We start from the raw sequence: 17,439 nt of genomic DNA on the forward strand, positions 1-17,439 counted from the left end.
AAAAGTTGCGAAGCNNGAACTTATACTTGATACCTCGTACCCTGGGTCGAGGTTGTTCATTCTATAGCCTCTATAATAAATTGTTGGTCTCTAAAAATAATCTGGTCTCCCTCTTTTTTTCCAGTAAGTGCTAAACCAATTGGTGTATTGGGTGAGATGGCGTAAAAAGAGTCGGAATTAACTCTAAATTGTCCTGCGCTAACTGCTATAAAATAGTTGGATTGAGAGGTGAACACAATACTTCCTAAACTGACAAGTTCTGTTGATTTGGTAATATCAATCTTAGATAAATTTTCCATAACTTTTTCTATCTCCGCCAATTGCTGCCCCACTTTTTCACGCTCCAATTGTAGCATTGCTCTTCCCGTTTCGTGCTTATCCCCGGCACTACTCTTGGTTTCCGAAGTCAGCGCTGCTTGAATTTCCCTGATCTGGGTGTGTATGTTCGTATAGCGTGCTTTTACAAAATCAACGCATTGGGCGTATAGCTCTTGCTTCAGTGGGGAGTTACTTTTCATCTTTTAAATCATAATTTAAACCCCCATGATAACCCATTTGTCTAACAATCCATAATTTACGCCCCGCAATATAAGGTGTGGCTGGATTGGCACGGTATTTTAAAGGTCGTGGCAGAATTGCCGCAATAGCAGCTGCCTCACTCTTGGTTAATTTTGAAGCCGATTTTTTAAACCAATACTGCGATGCCGCTTCAGCACCATAAATACCGTTGCCCATTTCTATACTGTTCAAATATACCTCCATAATACGCTCCTTGGTCCAAATCAACTCGATTAGAAATGTGACGTAAGTTTCCATTCCTTTCCTGACCCAGCTCCGTTGCGGCCATAAAAACACGTTTTTGGCCGTTTGTTGACTGATGGTACTGGCACCTCGCACCTTCTTTCCTTTTTGGTTATTATCAAAAGCTTTCTCAATGGCCTCCATATCGAAACCATTATGTTTTACAAAATTTTGATCTTCACTACAAATTACCGCCAACTGTAAGTTTTTAGAAATTTCTTCAATGGGCACCCAATCATGTTTCCAAACGGTTTTGGTATCTGCTCCCTTTTGTTCAATATATCTGATCACCATTAAAGGTGTTACAGGTACAGGCACCCATTTGTAAATGACAACCCCCATGAGTGGTATAGCCAAAAGCCATAAAATAACTTTAAAGAAGAATTTGAGTGTCTTTTTTATCATAATAATGAATGGATTCAAACGATTTGTGTGGAACTATTACGACCAATAATTAAAAAATTTAGGCAAGTATAATAACCCGTCAATTCACCAAGTCAGCCAATTCCCTTCCCACATGACTTCCTATGGCAATACCCATACCTCCTAAACGGACGCCGCAAAAGACGTTTGTACTTAAGGGTTTTACAATAGGTTTTTTAGTGCTACCAACTCCCATGATTCCACTCCACTGGTGCTGAATTTCAAACGGAGTCTGTGGTAAAATTGTTGATTTTAGAAGTGATATCAATTTGTTTTGGATAAGTTCCGTTTGGGCCATTTCTGTTGTCTCTTCAGTTTTAAAATCCAGATTACGTCCGCCACCTAATAAAATTCGATCATCAATATTACGAAAATAATAATACCCTTCATCGAGATGAAATGTGCCTTTAATAGGTAGATTTTTGATAGGTTTTGTAATCAAAACTTGTGCTCTGGCTGGTCTTACCCGGACGTCAATTAGTTTTGATGCGAAACCATTGGTACAGATTAACAGTTGTTTCGATTGAAATTCGAAGTGATTGGTTTTGATCTGCACTCGATTATTCAACTCTTCAAAATGCTCAACAGACACTGAATTAAGAATTAATACCCCTTTACGCAACACCAAATCCGTAAGTGAGCGCATCATTTTACCGGTATCAATTTGCCCTTCAAAGGGTGTAAAACAAAGTTGTTTCTGAATGTTTTTAAAGTTGAACGTATTTTCTTTAACTTCAAACACATCACCCTTAAAATAAGGTTTCAATATTGCATTGACGTTTCCCATTTGCGACATGCAACGGTGATAGCCTTCATCATCCTTATGGTCGAATAACTCATAGCCGCCATGTTGTTTGTAACCAATAGCAATATCTGATAGGCTTTGTCTCAACAGGTCTAAACCGCTACGTCGTTTTCGGATTAAATCCACAACCTCTTCCTCTGAATGCGATTTTAAATCATCCAGAATCTCACTGAGACTTCCAAAACAGGCAAATCCTGCATTTTTTGTACTCGCGCCTTGAGGCAAAAAGCCTCGTTCTAAAATGAGAATATTGGCTTTCGGGAACCGTTGTCTCAATCGTAATGCGCAATTGAGTCCAACAATGCCACTGCCCACAATAGTGTAATCAATGTTGGAGAGATAGCTCTTTATTTCCCAATAGGAAAGATTCATAGTGGTAGTATTTAAGGTTATAAAAGTAAGAATTATAAACTCGCTCTTTAAAAAATCATTGTACTTATTAGATAGTTTAGGAGGTTAGAAATTTAGTAAGAATTTTATTTCTCAACGTTGGCACACGAGCATAAAAAAACTCCGAAAATGACTTTCGGAGTTTTAATGTTATTCTTCAACCGGTGCTTCCATTTTAAAGCTTTCCATAAATTTGGTGGTATAATTACCAGCTAAATAGTCTGGATGGTCCATCAATTGTCTATGGAACGGAATGGTTGTTTTGATACCTTCTATCACGAATTCATCTAACGCACGTTTCATCTTATTGATAGCTTCTTCACGCGTTTGCGCCGTGGTTATCAACTTCGCAATCAGAGAATCGTAGTTTGGAGGTATTGTATATCCTGAATATACGTGTGTATCCAATCGCACACCATGGCCTCCAGGGGCATGAAGTGTGGTTATTTTTCCTGGTGAAGGTCTAAAATCGTTATACGGATCTTCCGCATTGATACGACATTCTATAGAGTGTAATTTTGGAGTATAATTTTTTCCAGAGATTGGGATGCCTGCTGCCACCATAATTTGCTCTCTAATCAAGTCAAAATCAATCACCTGTTCTGTAATTGGATGTTCTACTTGAATACGGGTATTCATCTCCATAAAATAGAAATTACGGTGTTTATCCACCAAAAACTCTATAGTTCCTGCACCCTCATATTTAATATATTCTGCTGCTCTTACTGCGGCTAATCCCATTTCAGTACGAAGTTCATCGGTCATAAATGGAGATGGCGTTTCTTCAGTCAGCTTTTGATGACGGCGCTGAATGGAGCAGTCACGTTCTGATAAATGACACGCTTTTCCGCGAGAATCACCAACAATCTGTATTTCGATATGACGTGGCTCCTCAATAAGTTTTTCGAGATACATCGCATCATTTCCGAAAGCTGCCCTAGCTTCCTGACGCGCAGAATCCCAGGCTGTTTTAAGGTTTTCTGCCTTCCATACGGCGCGCATTCCTTTACCTCCACCACCTGCAGTGGCTTTCAACATCACAGGATACCCCATTTCAGTAGCCAAAATTTCGGTTTGCTCAAAAGATTTCAAGATACCTTCACTTCCGGGCACACAAGGGACACCCGCTTTCTTCATGGTGGATTTGGCCGATGCCTTATCTCCCATTCTCTCAATCATTTCTGGAGAAGCACCAATAAATTTGATATTGTGCTCTTCACATATTTTTGAAAATTTAGCATTTTCAGATAAAAACCCGTAACCCGGATGTATGGCGTCAGCGTTTGTAATTTCTGCTGCAGCAATAATGTTGGACATCTTTAAATAAGACTCGCTGCTTGCAGGAGGTCCTATACAAACGGCTTCATCAGCAAACTTTACATGTAGACTTTCTGCATCAGCTGTAGAATACACCGCTACTGTTTTTATGCCCATTTCCTTGCAGGTTCTAATAACACGCAATGCTATTTCACCTCTATTGGCTATTAATATTTTTTTAAACATAACATTTCAAATTAAAAATTTCTCCCGATAGCTATCGAGACCAAGTACCAAATTCCATGTATTGGATTTTGGGATTTGTTTATTGGAATTTCCAATTGGTTATGATGGATCTACTAAAAACAATGGTTGATCAAATTCAACTGGAGAAGAATCATCAACTAAAATTTTCACGATTTTACCTGATACTTCAGATTCAATTTCGTTAAATAATTTCATTGCTTCAATAACACATAAGACATCACCTTCTTTTATTGCAGTACCTACTTCTACAAACATTGGCTTGTCTGGAGAGGGCTTGCGATAGAACGTTCCAATAATTGGAGATTTAATGGTAATGTACTTTGAATTTTCATCTACTACAGGCACTGGTGTTAGCGTTGGTGCAGGTGCCGGTGCAGGAGCTTGTGCAATATGAGCTTGCCCCATAGGTATTTGTTGCACATAAGTTGTGGACTCTCCTTTATCATCACTACCAGTTTTAATGGTAATTTTGATATCGTCCATCTCCAATTTAACCTCACTCGCGCCAGATTTAGCCACGAACTTGATTAAGTTTTGAATTTCTTTTATATCCATAATAATTGAATTTTAAATATTTTAAAGTTAGTTAGTTTATGAATCATACGCCCATGTTAAGTAAACTGAGCCCCAAGTAAAACCACCTCCAAAAGCCACAAATACCAATTTATCGCCTTTTTTTAGTTGCTTCTCGTAGTCAAATAATAGTAACGGCAGTGTTGCTGACGTCGTGTTTCCATATTTATGGATATTCACCATCACCTTGCTCTCATCAAGATTTATTCTGTTGGCGGTGGCATCAATAATACGTTTGTTGGCCTGATGTGCTACCAACCAAGCAATATCATCGTTTACCAGATTGTTTCTCTCCAATATTTTTTCAGTAACATCAGCCATGTTAAACACAGCATTCTTGAATACCATTTTTCCTTCCTGATAAATAAAGTGTTTGCCTTGTGCTACATCTTCGGGGGTTAGAGGATACGAAGAACCACCATGGGTGGCTTGTAAAAATTCTCTTCCGTTGCCATCACTTTTTAATATTTCGTCCTGAAGTCCGAAGCCCTCCATATTTGGCTCAAACAGCGCAGCACCTGCGCCATCACCAAAAATAATACAGGTAGCCCTGTCCTTATAATCGATCATTGACGAGTTTTTATCTGCACCTATCAAAAGGACTTTTTTATATTTTCCAGATTCAATATAGCGCGCAGCAACAGACATACCGTATAAGAAACTTGAACATGCCGCTTCCAAATCAAATGAAAATGCATTTATAGCACCTATTTGCGTGGCGGTATAAGCAGCTGTAGCAGCAGCTTTCATGTCGGGTGTTGCGGTTGCAACAATTACCAATTCTATTTCAGAAGGGTCCAACCCTTTCTTTTGTATGAGGTCTTGAGCGGCTCTGATGGCTAAATAAGAAGTGCCTTTGCCATCTTCTTTGAGGATTCTTCTTTCTTTAATTCCTGTCCTTTTGGTTATCCATTCATCATTTGTATCAACTAAAGTTTCCAAAATTTGGTTGGTCAATACATATTCGGGTACATATCCACCTATGGCAGTAATTGCAGCAGTGATTTTACTCATTATTTTATATTAGAATGACCTAAAATTTGACTGAAAGCAGTCAAAAGCAGTAAATAATTAATGAATTTACTAAAACTTAGTCAGATATGATGCAAATTAAGTTGTTTTTAAGACTTTCGAAAATTAAACACAAAAAAACGCTCAAGATTGAGCGTTTTATTATATGCATGCATAGTAATTATGCTAAATTTTCCTCTTTTTCAGAGTTGTCGATAAGCACTTGACCTCTGTAATAAAGTTTTCCTTCATGCCAATGAGCTCTGTGGAATAAGTGTGCTTCCCCTGTAGTAGGACACGTTGCAATTGTAGGAACTACTGCTTTGTAATGTGTTCTTCTTTTATCTCTTCTAGTTCTAGAAATTTTTCTTTTAGGATGTGCCATTTTAAATTGTTATTTATCCGTTAATAGTTTTTTTAATGTATTCCAACGAGGATCAATCTCCTCTGTCTTTTCTTTTTCTTCCAAGCCTTTAGGGCTCAACTCTTCTAATTTCTTAAGTACTTCTGACTGCAACGTGCCGTCTGCTATTCCTGGATGAATCCGTTTAATTGGCATTGATAAAATTATCAATTCATAAATATTTTGGGCCACATTAATTTCATACTCTCCATGGGGCAGCACCAAAATGTCTTCATTTTCATCATTATATTCCTCTCCAAAATTGACAACCAAATTAAATTCGCCTTCAATTTCTTGATTGTAGGGCTCATTGCTAGTATCACAATTGATATTTGCAGTGCCCAAAATTTCAAAATGCAACTCTAAAAATGTTGTTTTCTTTTCAAAAAGCAAGTCCACTTTTACATTTACATCATTAAAATCATCGTACTCAAAATGCTCAAAGAACTCCTTACCAATTTGATAATCAAAATGGTGCTTTCCTAATTTTAGACCTACAAACTGTATATCGTATTCTTTCAAAGGCTTCATGATCGCATTCATTTTGAGCCTGCAAATATAGAAAATATTTTTGTATTGGAAAGAAGCTATTAACAAAAAATGTTTATATCTTTTTGGACGCTTTTCTTAAAGGGTTTTTAGAAAGCTCTTGATACTCCTTTCTGTTCTTAAAAATCTGAATGGCAGTAAACACCGCTTCTTTAAAAGAAGTTTCATCTGCGGTCCCTTTTCCAGCAATTTCAAAAGCCGTACCATGATCTGGCGACGTTCTTACTTTATTAAGTCCGGCAGTATAATTAACGCCCTCGCCAAAAGTAATGGTTTTAAACGGAATGAGCCCCTGATCATGATAGGAGGCAATAATGGCGTCAAAATTTTTATAGTTTTTAGATCCGAAGAAGCTATCAGCAGCGTAAGGGCCGTATACCAATTTGCCTTTTTCTCTAATTTTTAGAAGTGTTGGCTTGAGTATTTTCTCGTCTTCTCCCCCAATTACACCATTATCCCCTGCATGTGGATTGATACCCATTACGGCTATTTTTGGTCGGTTGACCCTAAAATCTTTTACTAGAGAGTCATAAACGGTTTGCACTTTCTCTTCAATGAGCTTTGCAGTAATATGTTGCGGGACGTCTTTAACCGGAACATGGTCCGTCAATAATCCTACCTTAAGTTTATCAGTAACCATAAACATAAGACTGTTTCCGCCGAGTTCCTTGGCTAAGTAATCTGTATGCCCAGGAAATTTAAATGTATCGGATTGAATTGTCAATTTATTAATAGGAGCGGTTACCAACACATCTATAACATCAGTTTTTAAAGCTTCAGTAGCTTTCTCTAAAGATTTTATTGCGTATTCTCCGGCTTTCAAGTCTTCTTCCCCAAAAGCGATGTCCACATTCTCCTTCCAAACATTCAACACGTTCACTTTACCATCAATAATTTGAGTCAAATCGTTAATGCCATGAAAGTTGATGGCACTATCAAAATGCTTTTTGAAAAAAGACATCGTTTTAATCGAGGCAAAAATAATAGGGGTACAAAATTCAAGCATTCTAGAGTCTTCAAAAGTCTTTAAGATAATTTCTGATCCGATACCATTTAAATCACCTATGGAAATTCCTACTTTAATTCGCTCGTCTTTTTTCATTCTAATTTTTATTATACTTGACAATGGCACTCGGATTAAATGTGCTTTCTAAATGACTTCAACCTCTAATACTCATTAAAGTCATATCTTTGTAAACCATTGCACAAATGCAAATTTAACCAATTATTCGACATTATGTTTACTGGAATCATTGAAGATTTAGGAGTCATTACAAATTTAGAACAAGATCATGACAACCTTCACATCACCATAAAAAGCAATATTACCTCAGAATTGAAGATTGACCAGAGTGTTGCTCACAACGGTGTGTGTTTAACAGTAACCTCTTTAAACGATGCCCTTTATACGGTTACGGCAATCAGAGAAACACTACTTAAAACCAATTTGGGTGACTTAAATGTGAGTGCTGAAGTTAATTTAGAGCGTGCCATGAAGCTTGGCGACAGGCTAGATGGACATATCGTACAAGGTCATGTAGACCAAACTGCCGTTTGTAAATCTATCGAATTTCAAAATGGGAGTTGGTTGTTTACTTTTGAATATGATCCTTCTTTAAATAATATGACTATTGAAAAAGGTTCCATAACAGTCAATGGCGTCAGCCTTACGGTAGTCAACAGTAAGAAAAACGAATTTAGCGTGGCGATTATTCCATATACCTATAAACATACAACCTTTAAAACTTTGGAAGAGAGTAGTGTGGTGAATTTGGAATTTGATGTCTTAGGGAAATATATAAAAAGACTTTATGAGCTGAAATTGTAAGTTTAAACCTGTTTTTTAGAACGTTTTAGGATTTTATAGACTCCATAAATGATAGCAACTGCAAATAAGATGAGTATACCATTGTCGATGGGCACGCCTACAGGAGGAGGAGGACCACCACCATCTCTCGCTTCAGGCATCGGTGGTTCCTGAATATAGGCAAAAGCGTTAATAACACTTATGCACAGCGCCAAGGTGGTTGCAATATTTTTTTTGTTGTGGACAATCATTATCGAGCAAATATAAAAAATAAATTTCCTTAGCGAAATAAAACCTAAAAAACACGCGAGAGAATCAGGTTTAAACGTATTTATGTAGTTCTAATTTTGAAGCAGTAACTTTGTCTATATCAAACATTTATTTTGACCAACACTACTATTTATCTACCTAAAAATAGCAACAATTAATACGGGGAACAATTATCTGCTCGGATTTTAGTTAGAATACATAAATTGAACGATAAAAAGTAATTGAGATTATGTGCAATAGAAATTATTTCTTGAACCGTGAATTAGTTAGATAAAATAGACACTATTATTGGGTAGACCTCTTTTCTAAACGGATAATATTAGCCACTGTCTTGATCAATCGATGATGATTTTTCACAAAAGGATTCGTCTCATCCCATACATACCCAGCCAATACCGCACAAATCTGGCGTTTTATTTCCTTGTTATCTGCACCCTCAAAAAATATGGTCTGTAAATTTCCCGTGTACCATTCTTTAACGTAGGAAGCAAATACTGAGACTCCTTTTTTTATATACTCGGCATATTCTTTTTCCCAATCAACAGGTTCATTATTCAATTCTCTAGTGATTAATTTGGCTGCTTTTAATCCAGATTCCGTAGCAAACGTAACACCGGAGGAAAATACAGGATCTAAAAATTCGGCACTGTTACCGGTTAAAGCATAGCCTTTCCCATAAAGTTGGGTTACCGATTTAGAATAATTCTGAATGATTTTAGGTTCAAACAGAAAATCAACATTTTTAAATCGCTCATAATAATAGGACGATTTCTTTAACATTTCAGCCAAACGTTCTTCGGGTGTTCCTTCAAAACTATTGATAAAGTCTGTTTTACCCACAAAACCAATACTCGTGTTGCCATTGCTAAACGGGATGACCCAAAACCAAGTGTCTGTATCGAGCACGTCAAAGGTTATAAACGTACCTTCCGTCCCTTGTGGACGATATAATTCTTTTACATGACTAAATATTGACGAATGTTCAGGAATTGTGGAAGGTTTATCAAGTTTCAATAATCTGGGCAGAACCCGCCCATAACCGCTAGAGTCGATGATAAATTTGGCTTTTATATTATATTCATCCCCATTTTCCGTCTTCACCGTTGTTTGTGATGCCCCATCCTTATCAAATTCTACAGCTACCACTTCCTGATTAAAAGCAATGTCTACACCTTGCTTTTTCAATTCTTCAGTTAAAGCAAAATCAAAGTCTGCTCTCGGCGCTTGCCAGGTCCAATCATAGCCTGCAGTATATTTTTCCGCAAAATCAAATTCACAAATCGTATCACCTTTAATAAATCGTGCACCACTTTTAATCTCAAAATTTTGGGCAATCAAGGCGTTCAATAAGCCCACTTCTTCAAAATGATCCATGCAGCGTGGCAATAAACTTTCTCCGATAACAAACCTAGGAAACACATTTTTTTCAACCACTTTTACATTCACCTGATGCTTATGTAAATAAGCTGCCGCCACGCAACCTGATGGTCCTGCACCGATAATCAAAACATCAACCTGAACATCCTTCATACTGCAAATGGATTTAAATGATTTATTATTTTACATTTGTAGCACAAAAATAACCACTTTACTTCTGGTTATTCTACTATTTAAAAAACTTTGTGAATACGCTCTAAATGGTCACACTTAACGGAACCCTAGAAATTGATGATTTCAAACACGTTTTATTTGAAAAGCAATCCATTCAAATTAACGAAAACGTACTTGAAACGGTTGAAAAAAGTTTTGAATTTTTAAAAACCTTTTCACAAAACAAAATTATTTATGGCGTCAATACAGGCTTTGGCCCAATGGCCCAATATAAAATTGAAGATTCAGAGCGCCAAAAACTTCAATACAATTTAATAAGGAGTCATGCTTCAGGAACGGGGAACCCAATTCCTCCGCTTTATGTTAAAGCAGCCATGTTGGCACGACTGAACACACTTTGTTTAGGGTATTCTGGCGTGCATAAGTCGGTTGTAGAATTGATGGTGCAATTGATCAATAAAGACATTACACCTGTCATTTATGAACATGGTGGCGTTGGTGCGAGCGGCGATTTGGTACAATTGGCGCATTTAGCACTCGTTTTGATTGGCGAAGGCGAGGTTATATATAAGGACAAAAGACACCCAACAGAAGAGGTCTTCAAAATGGAAAATCTAAAACCCATCTCCATCGAGCTGCGTGAAGGTTTGGCCCTTATGAACGGCACTTCGGTGATGACAGGTATTGGCATTGTCAACACCATTTACACACGTCAGCTATTAAATTGGACGATAACCGCATCATCAGCCATTAATGAAATTGTAAAAGCTTATGATGATCACCTCTCTTTTGAATTGAATCAAACCAAGAAACATAAAGGTCAGCGTGACATTGCAGAACTCATGCGCGCCCATCTAAAAGACAGCAGCTTAATAAAAAAACGCGAACACCATTTGTATAATGACGTTCAAGATGTTTTTATTTTTGAAGATAAAGTTCAGGAATATTATTCCTTACGTTGTGTGCCGCAAATATTAGGACCTGTTTTGGACACCCTCAATCAGGTAGAAACTATTTTAATTGAAGAGGCCAATTCTGCCAATGACAATCCTATAGTGGATGTCAAAAATAAAAATGTCTATCATGGTGGGAATTTTCACGGCGATTATGTGTCTTTGGAAATGGACAAATTAAAATTGGTGGTAACCAAGACCTCTATGCTTGCCGAACGCCAGTTAAACTATTTGCTCAATCCTAGTCTCAACAACATTTTACCCCCTTTTGTTAACTTGGGGAAACTCGGATTAAATTTCGGGATGCAAGGCGTTCAATTTACCGCCACCTCAACGACGGCCGAAAACCAAATGTTATCCAACCCAATGTATGTACACAGTATTCCCAATAACAATGACAATCAGGATATTGTGAGCATGGGCACCAACGCTGCTCTGATTACCAAAAAAGTAATTGAAAACACCTACGAAGTACTAGCCATCGAGTTGATTACTATAGTTCAGGCTATTGAATATTTGGACGTAAAAGAGGCTGTCTCTTCAAAAACACGAGCGACTTATGATGCCATTCGTGAGATTGTTCCTATTTTTAAGGAAGATGTTGTGATGTATCCGTATGTGAATGCGGTTAAAGCATTTCTTATGAATCAACAAGGCTAAAATTTTTCACAGATATATTCTGTAGGAAATCAAAAACTAATCTATGTCCACACAAAATAAATACGCCCTAATCACCGGAGGTTCTCGAGGCATTGGGAAAGCTATTTGCATTCAACTCGCCAAAGATTCAGACTATCAAATTCTCATCAATTACAACGCCAATAAAGAAGCGGCACTTCAAACTTTAAAAGAGGTCGAAGCCGCTGGAGGTTCTGGGCAAATCATACAGTTTGATGTTTCCAATTTCGAAAGTGTTCAAACAGCATTAAACACTTGGCAGGAACAACAGTCAGATGCCATCATTGAAGTATTGGTGAATAACGCCGGTATTACCAAAGACGGGCTGTTTATGTGGATGAAACCTCAAGAATGGAATGACGTCATCAACACCAGTTTAAACGGATTCTTCAATGTGACCAATCAGCTTATCGAAAAAATGTTGTTGAACCGTTATGGCCGCATCATTAATATGGTGTCTATTTCTGGGCTTAAAGGTGTATCTGGTCAAACTAATTATTCCGCTGCGAAGGGCGCAGTTATCGCAGCGACAAAATCATTAGCGCAAGAAGTTGCCAAACGCAACATCACCGTAAACGCCGTGGCTCCTGGATTCATCACAACAGATATGACAGAAGACTTGGACGAAGCCACTCTTAAAAAGATGATTCCTGCCAATCGTTTTGGAAAACCTGAAGAAGTTGCGCATTTAGTCTCGTTCCTGTCTTCGAAAAAAGCATCCTATATTACCGGTGAAGTCATTGGTATTACTGGTGGAATTCACTAATATCTACTACCATTTCAGAACCGAAAAATTCACGTAAATTTGTCGCTTTAATAATGCGCTTACATCAAGCCCAAATATCACACTCAAAATGGCAGAATGGGATGGAAAATCGAGGGGCACTGTTTTCGGTTTTAAGGTCTTCGTGTTTTTTATAAAGAATTTCGGAATTAACGCGGCCTATGCATTGATGCACCTTCCTGTACCTTATTTCTGTTTGTTTTCTGGAAAAAATGTGCGCGGTTTACGCTATTATTTCAGAAACAGGCTCCACTATTCGCGATTGAAAACCATGGTGAGCATCTATAAAACCTATTATACATTTGGGCAGACCTTAGTTGATAAAATAGCCATTTCTTCGGGTCTTAGAAGCAATTATACTTATGAATTTGATGGTGAAGTTAAAATTGCTGAAGTTTTAGCCATGAACAAAGGCGGCATTCTAATCAGTGCCCACATTGGTAATTTTGAACTGGCACAGTATTTTTTCAAAGAGCGATTGGCAAAGGATTCGATTAGCATTGTGATTACCGACCAAGATCATGAGGAAATAAAAGACTATCTGGGGCAATATGTAAAAAAAGAAACCCATTTTATTGTTGTAAAGGATGATTTGTCGCATATTTTTGAAATTAATGCAGCTTTGGCCAACAACAGGATTATTTGTATTGCTGGAGATCGGTATATGAATAACACCAAATGTTTGGAGGAAACGTTGCTCGGTAAAAAAGCAAAATTCCCCTTAGGGCCTTTCTACTTAGCTAGTCGGTTGAAAGTTCCTGTGTTGTTTGTATATGTGATGCGAGAACCAAAAAGACATTATCATTTATACGCCAAATGGATAGATTACAACAAAGGCGACATGAATGACCTCTTGAAAAAATATACCGAAAATGTGGAGCAAATGATCGCGAAATATCCGTTGCAATGGTTTAATTTTTATGATTTTTGGGACGATAAAAAATGAAAACACCAATTACTGACATAACAAGCATAAAAAAGTTACTGCCGCATCGTGAACCCATGATGATGGTAGATTCTTTATTAGAATTTTCAGCAGGGAGAGCCACCGTAGGCTTTACCATATTAAAGGATAATCTATTTGTAGCAAATAATGAGTTCTCAGAAACCGGATTAATTGAACATATGGCGCAAGCCGCGGCCTTATACACCGGTTATAAAAATTATGCCGAAAATCAACCTGCAAAAGAAGGCTTTATCGCCTCCATCAAAACATTAAGCATTCAGCAATTGCCGAAAGTAAATGAATGTCTAAAAACTGAAGTTGCTATTGTCTATGAACTAATGCATCTCACCACCGTAAAACTTTCTATATTTAACGGCAATATTGAAATTGCCAACGCCGAAATGAATCTCGTGCTTAACGTATAAAAATGAAAAAGTCAGAAAAACAGGAAAATTCTTCATTGAAAATTTCCCATCAAATCCGAGTGCGATTTAGTGAGGTCGATTCTTTAAATATTGTTTGGCATGGCCACTACGTCAAATATTTTGAGGAAGGTCGTGAAGCTTTTGGTAGGGCTTTTGAATTGACTTATCTTGATGCAAAAACTCATGGATATGCGACTCCTATTGTGAAAACAGTATTAGAACACCAATTGCCCTTACGTTATGGCGAGGTGGCCACAGTTGAAACGACATACCTCAATTCGCGGGCAGCAAAACTCATGTTCGCTTACCGAATTACAAACGAAAAAGGCCAAACAGTCTGCACCGGCGAAACCACTCAAGTGTTCACCAATTTTGATACGAGTGATATGGCATTAAATCTGCCAGAATTCTATAAAAGTTGGAAAGAAAAACACGCATTATTGCATGACTAAGTGCTATATATCATACCATAATATGACGTCGTCATTAGGGTTTGACAGCGCGACCGTTTTTGAGGATCTCAAGAAAGGAAAACGTGCGATTCAATTTGTAGAAGATACTTCTCGTTTTTACAAACCATTTTTTGGAGCCGTCATCCCAACCGAAATCTTAAATTCTGTATTTCAAACTTTAGAACCGAACACTGAATACACCCGTCTAGAAAAGATGTTGCTGTTATCACTTTCTAAAACCTTAAACGCCTCAGAAATTGACCTCTCTGACCGTGTCGGACTCATCATCTCCACCACCAAAGGAAATATCGACGTATTGGGTCCCCAAAGCCAATTTCCCCAAGAACGTGCGTATTTGAGTGAACTAGGAAAAATTGTCCAAAATTATTTTGGCTTCAAAAATGAGGCGATTGTTATCTCTAACGCCTGTGTTTCAGGGATTTTATCGGTTGCTATTGCCAAACGCTACATTCAAGAAGGAATTTACGATCAGGTTTTTGTGGTTGCTGGAGATTTGGTTTCTGATTTCGTGATTTCTGGATTCAATTCATTCCATGCCTTGAGTGACGCTCCTAGTAAACCTTATGATACAAACCGGATAGGAATAAACCTAGGCGAAGTGGCTACTAGCGTATTGATAACTTCAAACAAAAATAATCTCTCTGAAGACGCTGTGGAACTCTTGGGCGAAGCCAGCTGTAATGACGCCAACCATATCTCTGGGCCGTCGCGCACTGGCGAAGGCTTGTATCGAAGTGTACAATCGGCTTTGGCAGAAGCGAACATCGATTCCAACACTATCGATTATATTTCAGCCCATGGAACAGCCACGCTTTTTAATGATGAAATGGAAGCCATCGCATTCAACAGATTAGGATTGCAGGACACACCACTAAACAGTTTAAAAGGCTATTTCGGACACACCTTGGGTGCTTCGGGGTTATTGGAAACCATAATTGGCATGCAATCATTACATCACAACACCTTAATTGCTTGCGCTGGATTTGAAACCTTAGGTGTCTCAAAACCGCTGAACATTATCAAAGAAACAACAACAAAAGAATTACGAACATTTTTAAAAACCGCATCTGGATTTGGAGGTTGCAATACTGCAGTACTCTTCAGAACATTATCATAACCCCTTATGTCGAAAAAAGAACTTAGAGCCGCAGATGCTTTACTGGAAGCACAAAAAATAGCCTTCGCACCTTTTATATTTCAATCATCAGTCACCTTAAAAAAATTGGGCGTGTTTGACCTGATTTTTGATAGGCGCCACAACGGAGGCGTCACCATTGACGATATTTCTGAGCAACTCTCCATCAGTCGCTACGGACTTGGTGTGCTTTTGGAATTTTCTGAAAGCGCCGGTATTGTCAGTACATCTGAAAATGGCATTTACGAACTTACCAAAACAGGCTATTTTTTAAATTACAGTAAAGACGTCAACGTCAACCTAAACTTTACGCACGACATTTGTTACAAAGGTTTGTTTCATCTTGATGAGGCCATCAAAACTGGAGAACCTTCAGGTTTAAAAGAGCTGGGACAATGGGATACTATTTATGAGGGCCTTTCGCAATTGACACCAAAAGAACAACAATCGTGGTTTGAATTTGACCATTTTTATTCGGATGGCATTTTTGAAGAAGCCTTGAAACGTGTGTTTAAAAACCAACCAAAGTTCTTGTTCGACATTGGCGGCAATACTGGAAAGTTTGCGTTACAATGTTTTAATTATGACGACAATATTCAGGTAAAAATCATTGATTTACCTGGACAGTTGAATAAAGCTTTAAAAAACATTAAAGATGCAGGCTTTGCTAATCGCATTAGCGGACAGGAAATTGATTGGCTAAAACCAAACCCTCAAATTCCAACAGGCGCGGACGTGATTTGGATGAGTCAGTTTTTGGATTGTTTTTCAGAAGATGAAATTTTGTTAATTCTATCCACATGTGTCGCATCTATGGATGCACATACAGAATTGATCATCATTGAAACTTTTACCGACCGTCAGGAATTCCCGATGTCAAAATTCATCCTCGAAGCCACATCGCTATATTTTACAGTGATGGCCAATGGCAACAGTAAAATGTATCCTGCTACGGTGTTTGAAACATTGATTGAAAAGGCTGGACTAACCATCGAAGAAGATTTAGCACTTGGTGAATATCATACCATGCTCGTCTGTAAAAAAAGTTAAGAATTTTTGGAACAAACCTATCATATATCATCCTATTGTCACATTAAAAACAGCAGTGTTTTTTTAAATGGGAAGCTCCTGTATGCAAGTCCCATTCAGGAATTTTCAGCATTTATAAAAAGTGCCGTACAACATTTGGAGACCGCTTATCCCAAATTTTACAAAATGGACCATTTGAGTAAATTGGCATTTTTAGCAGCGGATGTCCTTTTAAAAAACGCCAATTTATCCGTAGAAACAGAACACAACATTGCCATTATATTATCAAACAAGGCCTCAAGTCTAGATACCGATAGAACCTATCAAGCTTCCATCACTGACCCTGACAACTTTTTCCCAAGTCCGTCGGTTTTTGTCTACACTTTGCCAAACATTTGTATGGGAGAAATTAGCATCAAACACCAGCTTCATTCTGAGAATTGTTTTTTTATCTTTGACCGCTTTAATGCCGATCATTTATGGATCAACGCACAGAGTCTTCTAAAGCGAAAAAAAGCCGAAAAAGTCTTATGTGGTTGGATCGATTTTGATGATAAAAATTACGAAGCTTTCTTATATTTGGTAGCAGAAAATGGTATTATTGCACATAGCCCTAACGACATTAAGAGATTATACAAAACATGACAGAGTTAAGACAAGAATTGAAGGAGAAGATTATAGAGCAATTGAATTTAGAAGAGTTCACGGTTGCTGATATTGCTGATGATGACGCGCTTTTTGGTGATGGTTTAGGATTAGATTCCATTGATGCTTTAGAACTCATTGTGATGTTGGATAAAGATTACGGCATCCAATTGACGGACCCCAAAGAAGGAAAAGAGATTTTTAAATCTGTGGCTGTGTTGGCCGATTATATTACGGACAAGAGAGCTAAATAAGACCAAAACT

At 37.8% G+C, this 17,439-nt stretch carries 21 protein-coding genes; 10 read left to right on the forward strand and 11 right to left on the reverse strand.

The window, feature by feature from the left end; all coding sequences use genetic code 11:
* Positions 1-56 precede the first annotated feature (56 nt).
* The 9 genes from JEM65_RS02535 to pdxA all read right to left on the reverse strand — a co-directional run bounded on the left by JEM65_RS02535 (position 57) and on the right by pdxA (position 7,581).
* The gene (locus tag JEM65_RS02535) at positions 57-518 is read right to left on the reverse strand and encodes a 3-oxoacyl-ACP synthase (RefSeq protein WP_199596981.1); all 462 of its coding nucleotides are present in this window, start codon (positions 516-518) and stop codon (positions 57-59) included.
* A complete protein-coding gene (gene mtgA / locus JEM65_RS02540) occupies positions 508-1,206 on the reverse strand; it encodes a monofunctional biosynthetic peptidoglycan transglycosylase (protein ID WP_199596982.1) in 699 nt (232 codons plus the stop codon). The genes JEM65_RS02535 and mtgA overlap by 11 nt, the downstream gene beginning before the upstream one ends.
* A 79-nt stretch (positions 1,207-1,285) precedes the next feature.
* Entirely contained in the window at positions 1,286-2,401 is a 1,116-nt protein-coding gene (locus JEM65_RS02545) for an NAD(P)/FAD-dependent oxidoreductase (RefSeq protein ID WP_199596983.1), read from the reverse strand.
* A 168-nt stretch (positions 2,402-2,569) separates the two neighbouring features.
* Positions 2,570-3,922: an acetyl-CoA carboxylase biotin carboxylase subunit gene (gene accC, locus JEM65_RS02550; protein ID WP_199596984.1), complete on the reverse strand. Its 1,353-nt coding sequence runs from the start codon at positions 3,920-3,922 to the stop codon at positions 2,570-2,572.
* 99 nt (positions 3,923-4,021) lie between these two features.
* Positions 4,022-4,498 carry an acetyl-CoA carboxylase biotin carboxyl carrier protein gene (gene accB, locus JEM65_RS02555; RefSeq protein WP_199596985.1) on the reverse strand — a complete coding sequence of 159 codons (477 nt, stop codon included), beginning with the start codon at positions 4,496-4,498 and terminating at the stop codon, positions 4,022-4,024.
* Between the two features lie 36 nt (positions 4,499-4,534).
* Positions 4,535-5,530, reverse strand: a complete 996-nt coding sequence (locus JEM65_RS02560; protein WP_199596986.1) for a beta-ketoacyl-ACP synthase III — start codon at positions 5,528-5,530, stop codon at positions 4,535-4,537.
* 178 nt (positions 5,531-5,708) lie between these two features.
* The gene (rpmF, locus tag JEM65_RS02565; protein WP_027127661.1) at positions 5,709-5,912 is read right to left on the reverse strand and encodes a 50S ribosomal protein L32; all 204 of its coding nucleotides are present in this window, start codon (positions 5,910-5,912) and stop codon (positions 5,709-5,711) included.
* 9 nt (positions 5,913-5,921) lie between these two features.
* Complete coding sequence (locus JEM65_RS02570; protein WP_199596987.1) at positions 5,922-6,461, reverse strand: YceD family protein; 540 nt, start codon at positions 6,459-6,461, stop codon at positions 5,922-5,924.
* A 73-nt stretch (positions 6,462-6,534) separates the two neighbouring features.
* A complete protein-coding gene (gene pdxA / locus JEM65_RS02575) occupies positions 6,535-7,581 on the reverse strand; it encodes a 4-hydroxythreonine-4-phosphate dehydrogenase PdxA (protein ID WP_199596988.1) in 1,047 nt (348 codons plus the stop codon).
* A 135-nt stretch (positions 7,582-7,716) separates the two neighbouring features.
* Between pdxA and JEM65_RS02580 the strand changes: the two genes are divergently transcribed.
* The gene (locus tag JEM65_RS02580; RefSeq protein WP_199596989.1) at positions 7,717-8,307 is read left to right on the forward strand and encodes a riboflavin synthase; all 591 of its coding nucleotides are present in this window, start codon (positions 7,717-7,719) and stop codon (positions 8,305-8,307) included.
* A gap of 2 nt (positions 8,308-8,309) precedes the next feature.
* Here the strand turns inward: JEM65_RS02580 and JEM65_RS02585 are convergent, their stop codons facing one another.
* A complete protein-coding gene (locus JEM65_RS02585) occupies positions 8,310-8,537 on the reverse strand; it encodes a PID-CTERM protein-sorting domain-containing protein (RefSeq protein WP_199597239.1) in 228 nt (75 codons plus the stop codon).
* A gap of 304 nt (positions 8,538-8,841) precedes the next feature.
* The gene (locus JEM65_RS02590) at positions 8,842-10,086 is read right to left on the reverse strand and encodes an NAD(P)/FAD-dependent oxidoreductase (protein ID WP_199596990.1); all 1,245 of its coding nucleotides are present in this window, start codon (positions 10,084-10,086) and stop codon (positions 8,842-8,844) included.
* 107 nt (positions 10,087-10,193) lie between these two features.
* On the opposite strand from JEM65_RS02590, the gene JEM65_RS02595 reads away from it, so the two are divergent.
* The 9 genes from JEM65_RS02595 to JEM65_RS02635 all read left to right on the forward strand — a co-directional run bounded on the left by JEM65_RS02595 (position 10,194) and on the right by JEM65_RS02635 (position 17,429).
* Positions 10,194-11,720, forward strand: coding sequence for an HAL/PAL/TAL family ammonia-lyase (locus JEM65_RS02595; protein WP_199596991.1), 1,527 nt, complete (start codon positions 10,194-10,196; stop codon positions 11,718-11,720).
* A gap of 43 nt (positions 11,721-11,763) precedes the next feature.
* The gene (gene fabG, locus JEM65_RS02600) at positions 11,764-12,504 is read left to right on the forward strand and encodes a 3-oxoacyl-ACP reductase FabG (RefSeq protein WP_199596992.1); all 741 of its coding nucleotides are present in this window, start codon (positions 11,764-11,766) and stop codon (positions 12,502-12,504) included.
* An 88-nt stretch (positions 12,505-12,592) separates the two neighbouring features.
* Positions 12,593-13,468 carry an LpxL/LpxP family acyltransferase gene (locus JEM65_RS02605; protein ID WP_199596993.1) on the forward strand — a complete coding sequence of 292 codons (876 nt, stop codon included), beginning with the start codon at positions 12,593-12,595 and terminating at the stop codon, positions 13,466-13,468.
* Entirely contained in the window at positions 13,465-13,893 is a 429-nt protein-coding gene (locus JEM65_RS02610; protein ID WP_199596994.1) for a hypothetical protein, read from the forward strand. Before JEM65_RS02605 ends, JEM65_RS02610 begins: the two co-directional genes overlap by 4 nt.
* 2 nt (positions 13,894-13,895) lie before the next feature.
* Complete coding sequence (locus JEM65_RS02615; RefSeq protein WP_199596995.1) at positions 13,896-14,345, forward strand: acyl-CoA thioesterase; 450 nt, start codon at positions 13,896-13,898, stop codon at positions 14,343-14,345.
* The gene (locus JEM65_RS02620) at positions 14,338-15,483 is read left to right on the forward strand and encodes a beta-ketoacyl synthase N-terminal-like domain-containing protein (protein WP_199596996.1); all 1,146 of its coding nucleotides are present in this window, start codon (positions 14,338-14,340) and stop codon (positions 15,481-15,483) included. Before JEM65_RS02615 ends, JEM65_RS02620 begins: the two co-directional genes overlap by 8 nt.
* Positions 15,484-15,489: 6 nt before the next feature.
* Positions 15,490-16,551, forward strand: coding sequence for a methyltransferase (locus tag JEM65_RS02625; protein WP_199596997.1), 1,062 nt, complete (start codon positions 15,490-15,492; stop codon positions 16,549-16,551).
* Positions 16,552-16,557: 6 nt separating this feature from the next.
* On the forward strand, positions 16,558-17,175 hold the full coding sequence (locus tag JEM65_RS02630; protein ID WP_199596998.1) for a 3-oxoacyl-ACP synthase: 618 nt from the start codon (positions 16,558-16,560) through the stop codon (positions 17,173-17,175).
* Positions 17,172-17,429: a phosphopantetheine-binding protein gene (locus JEM65_RS02635; protein WP_199596999.1), complete on the forward strand. Its 258-nt coding sequence runs from the start codon at positions 17,172-17,174 to the stop codon at positions 17,427-17,429. The genes JEM65_RS02630 and JEM65_RS02635 overlap by 4 nt, the downstream gene beginning before the upstream one ends.
* Positions 17,430-17,439 lie beyond the last annotated feature (10 nt).

This window comes from Gelidibacter salicanalis, assembly GCF_016469035.1.
GTDB lineage: Bacteria > Bacteroidota > Bacteroidia > Flavobacteriales > Flavobacteriaceae > Gelidibacter > Gelidibacter salicanalis_A.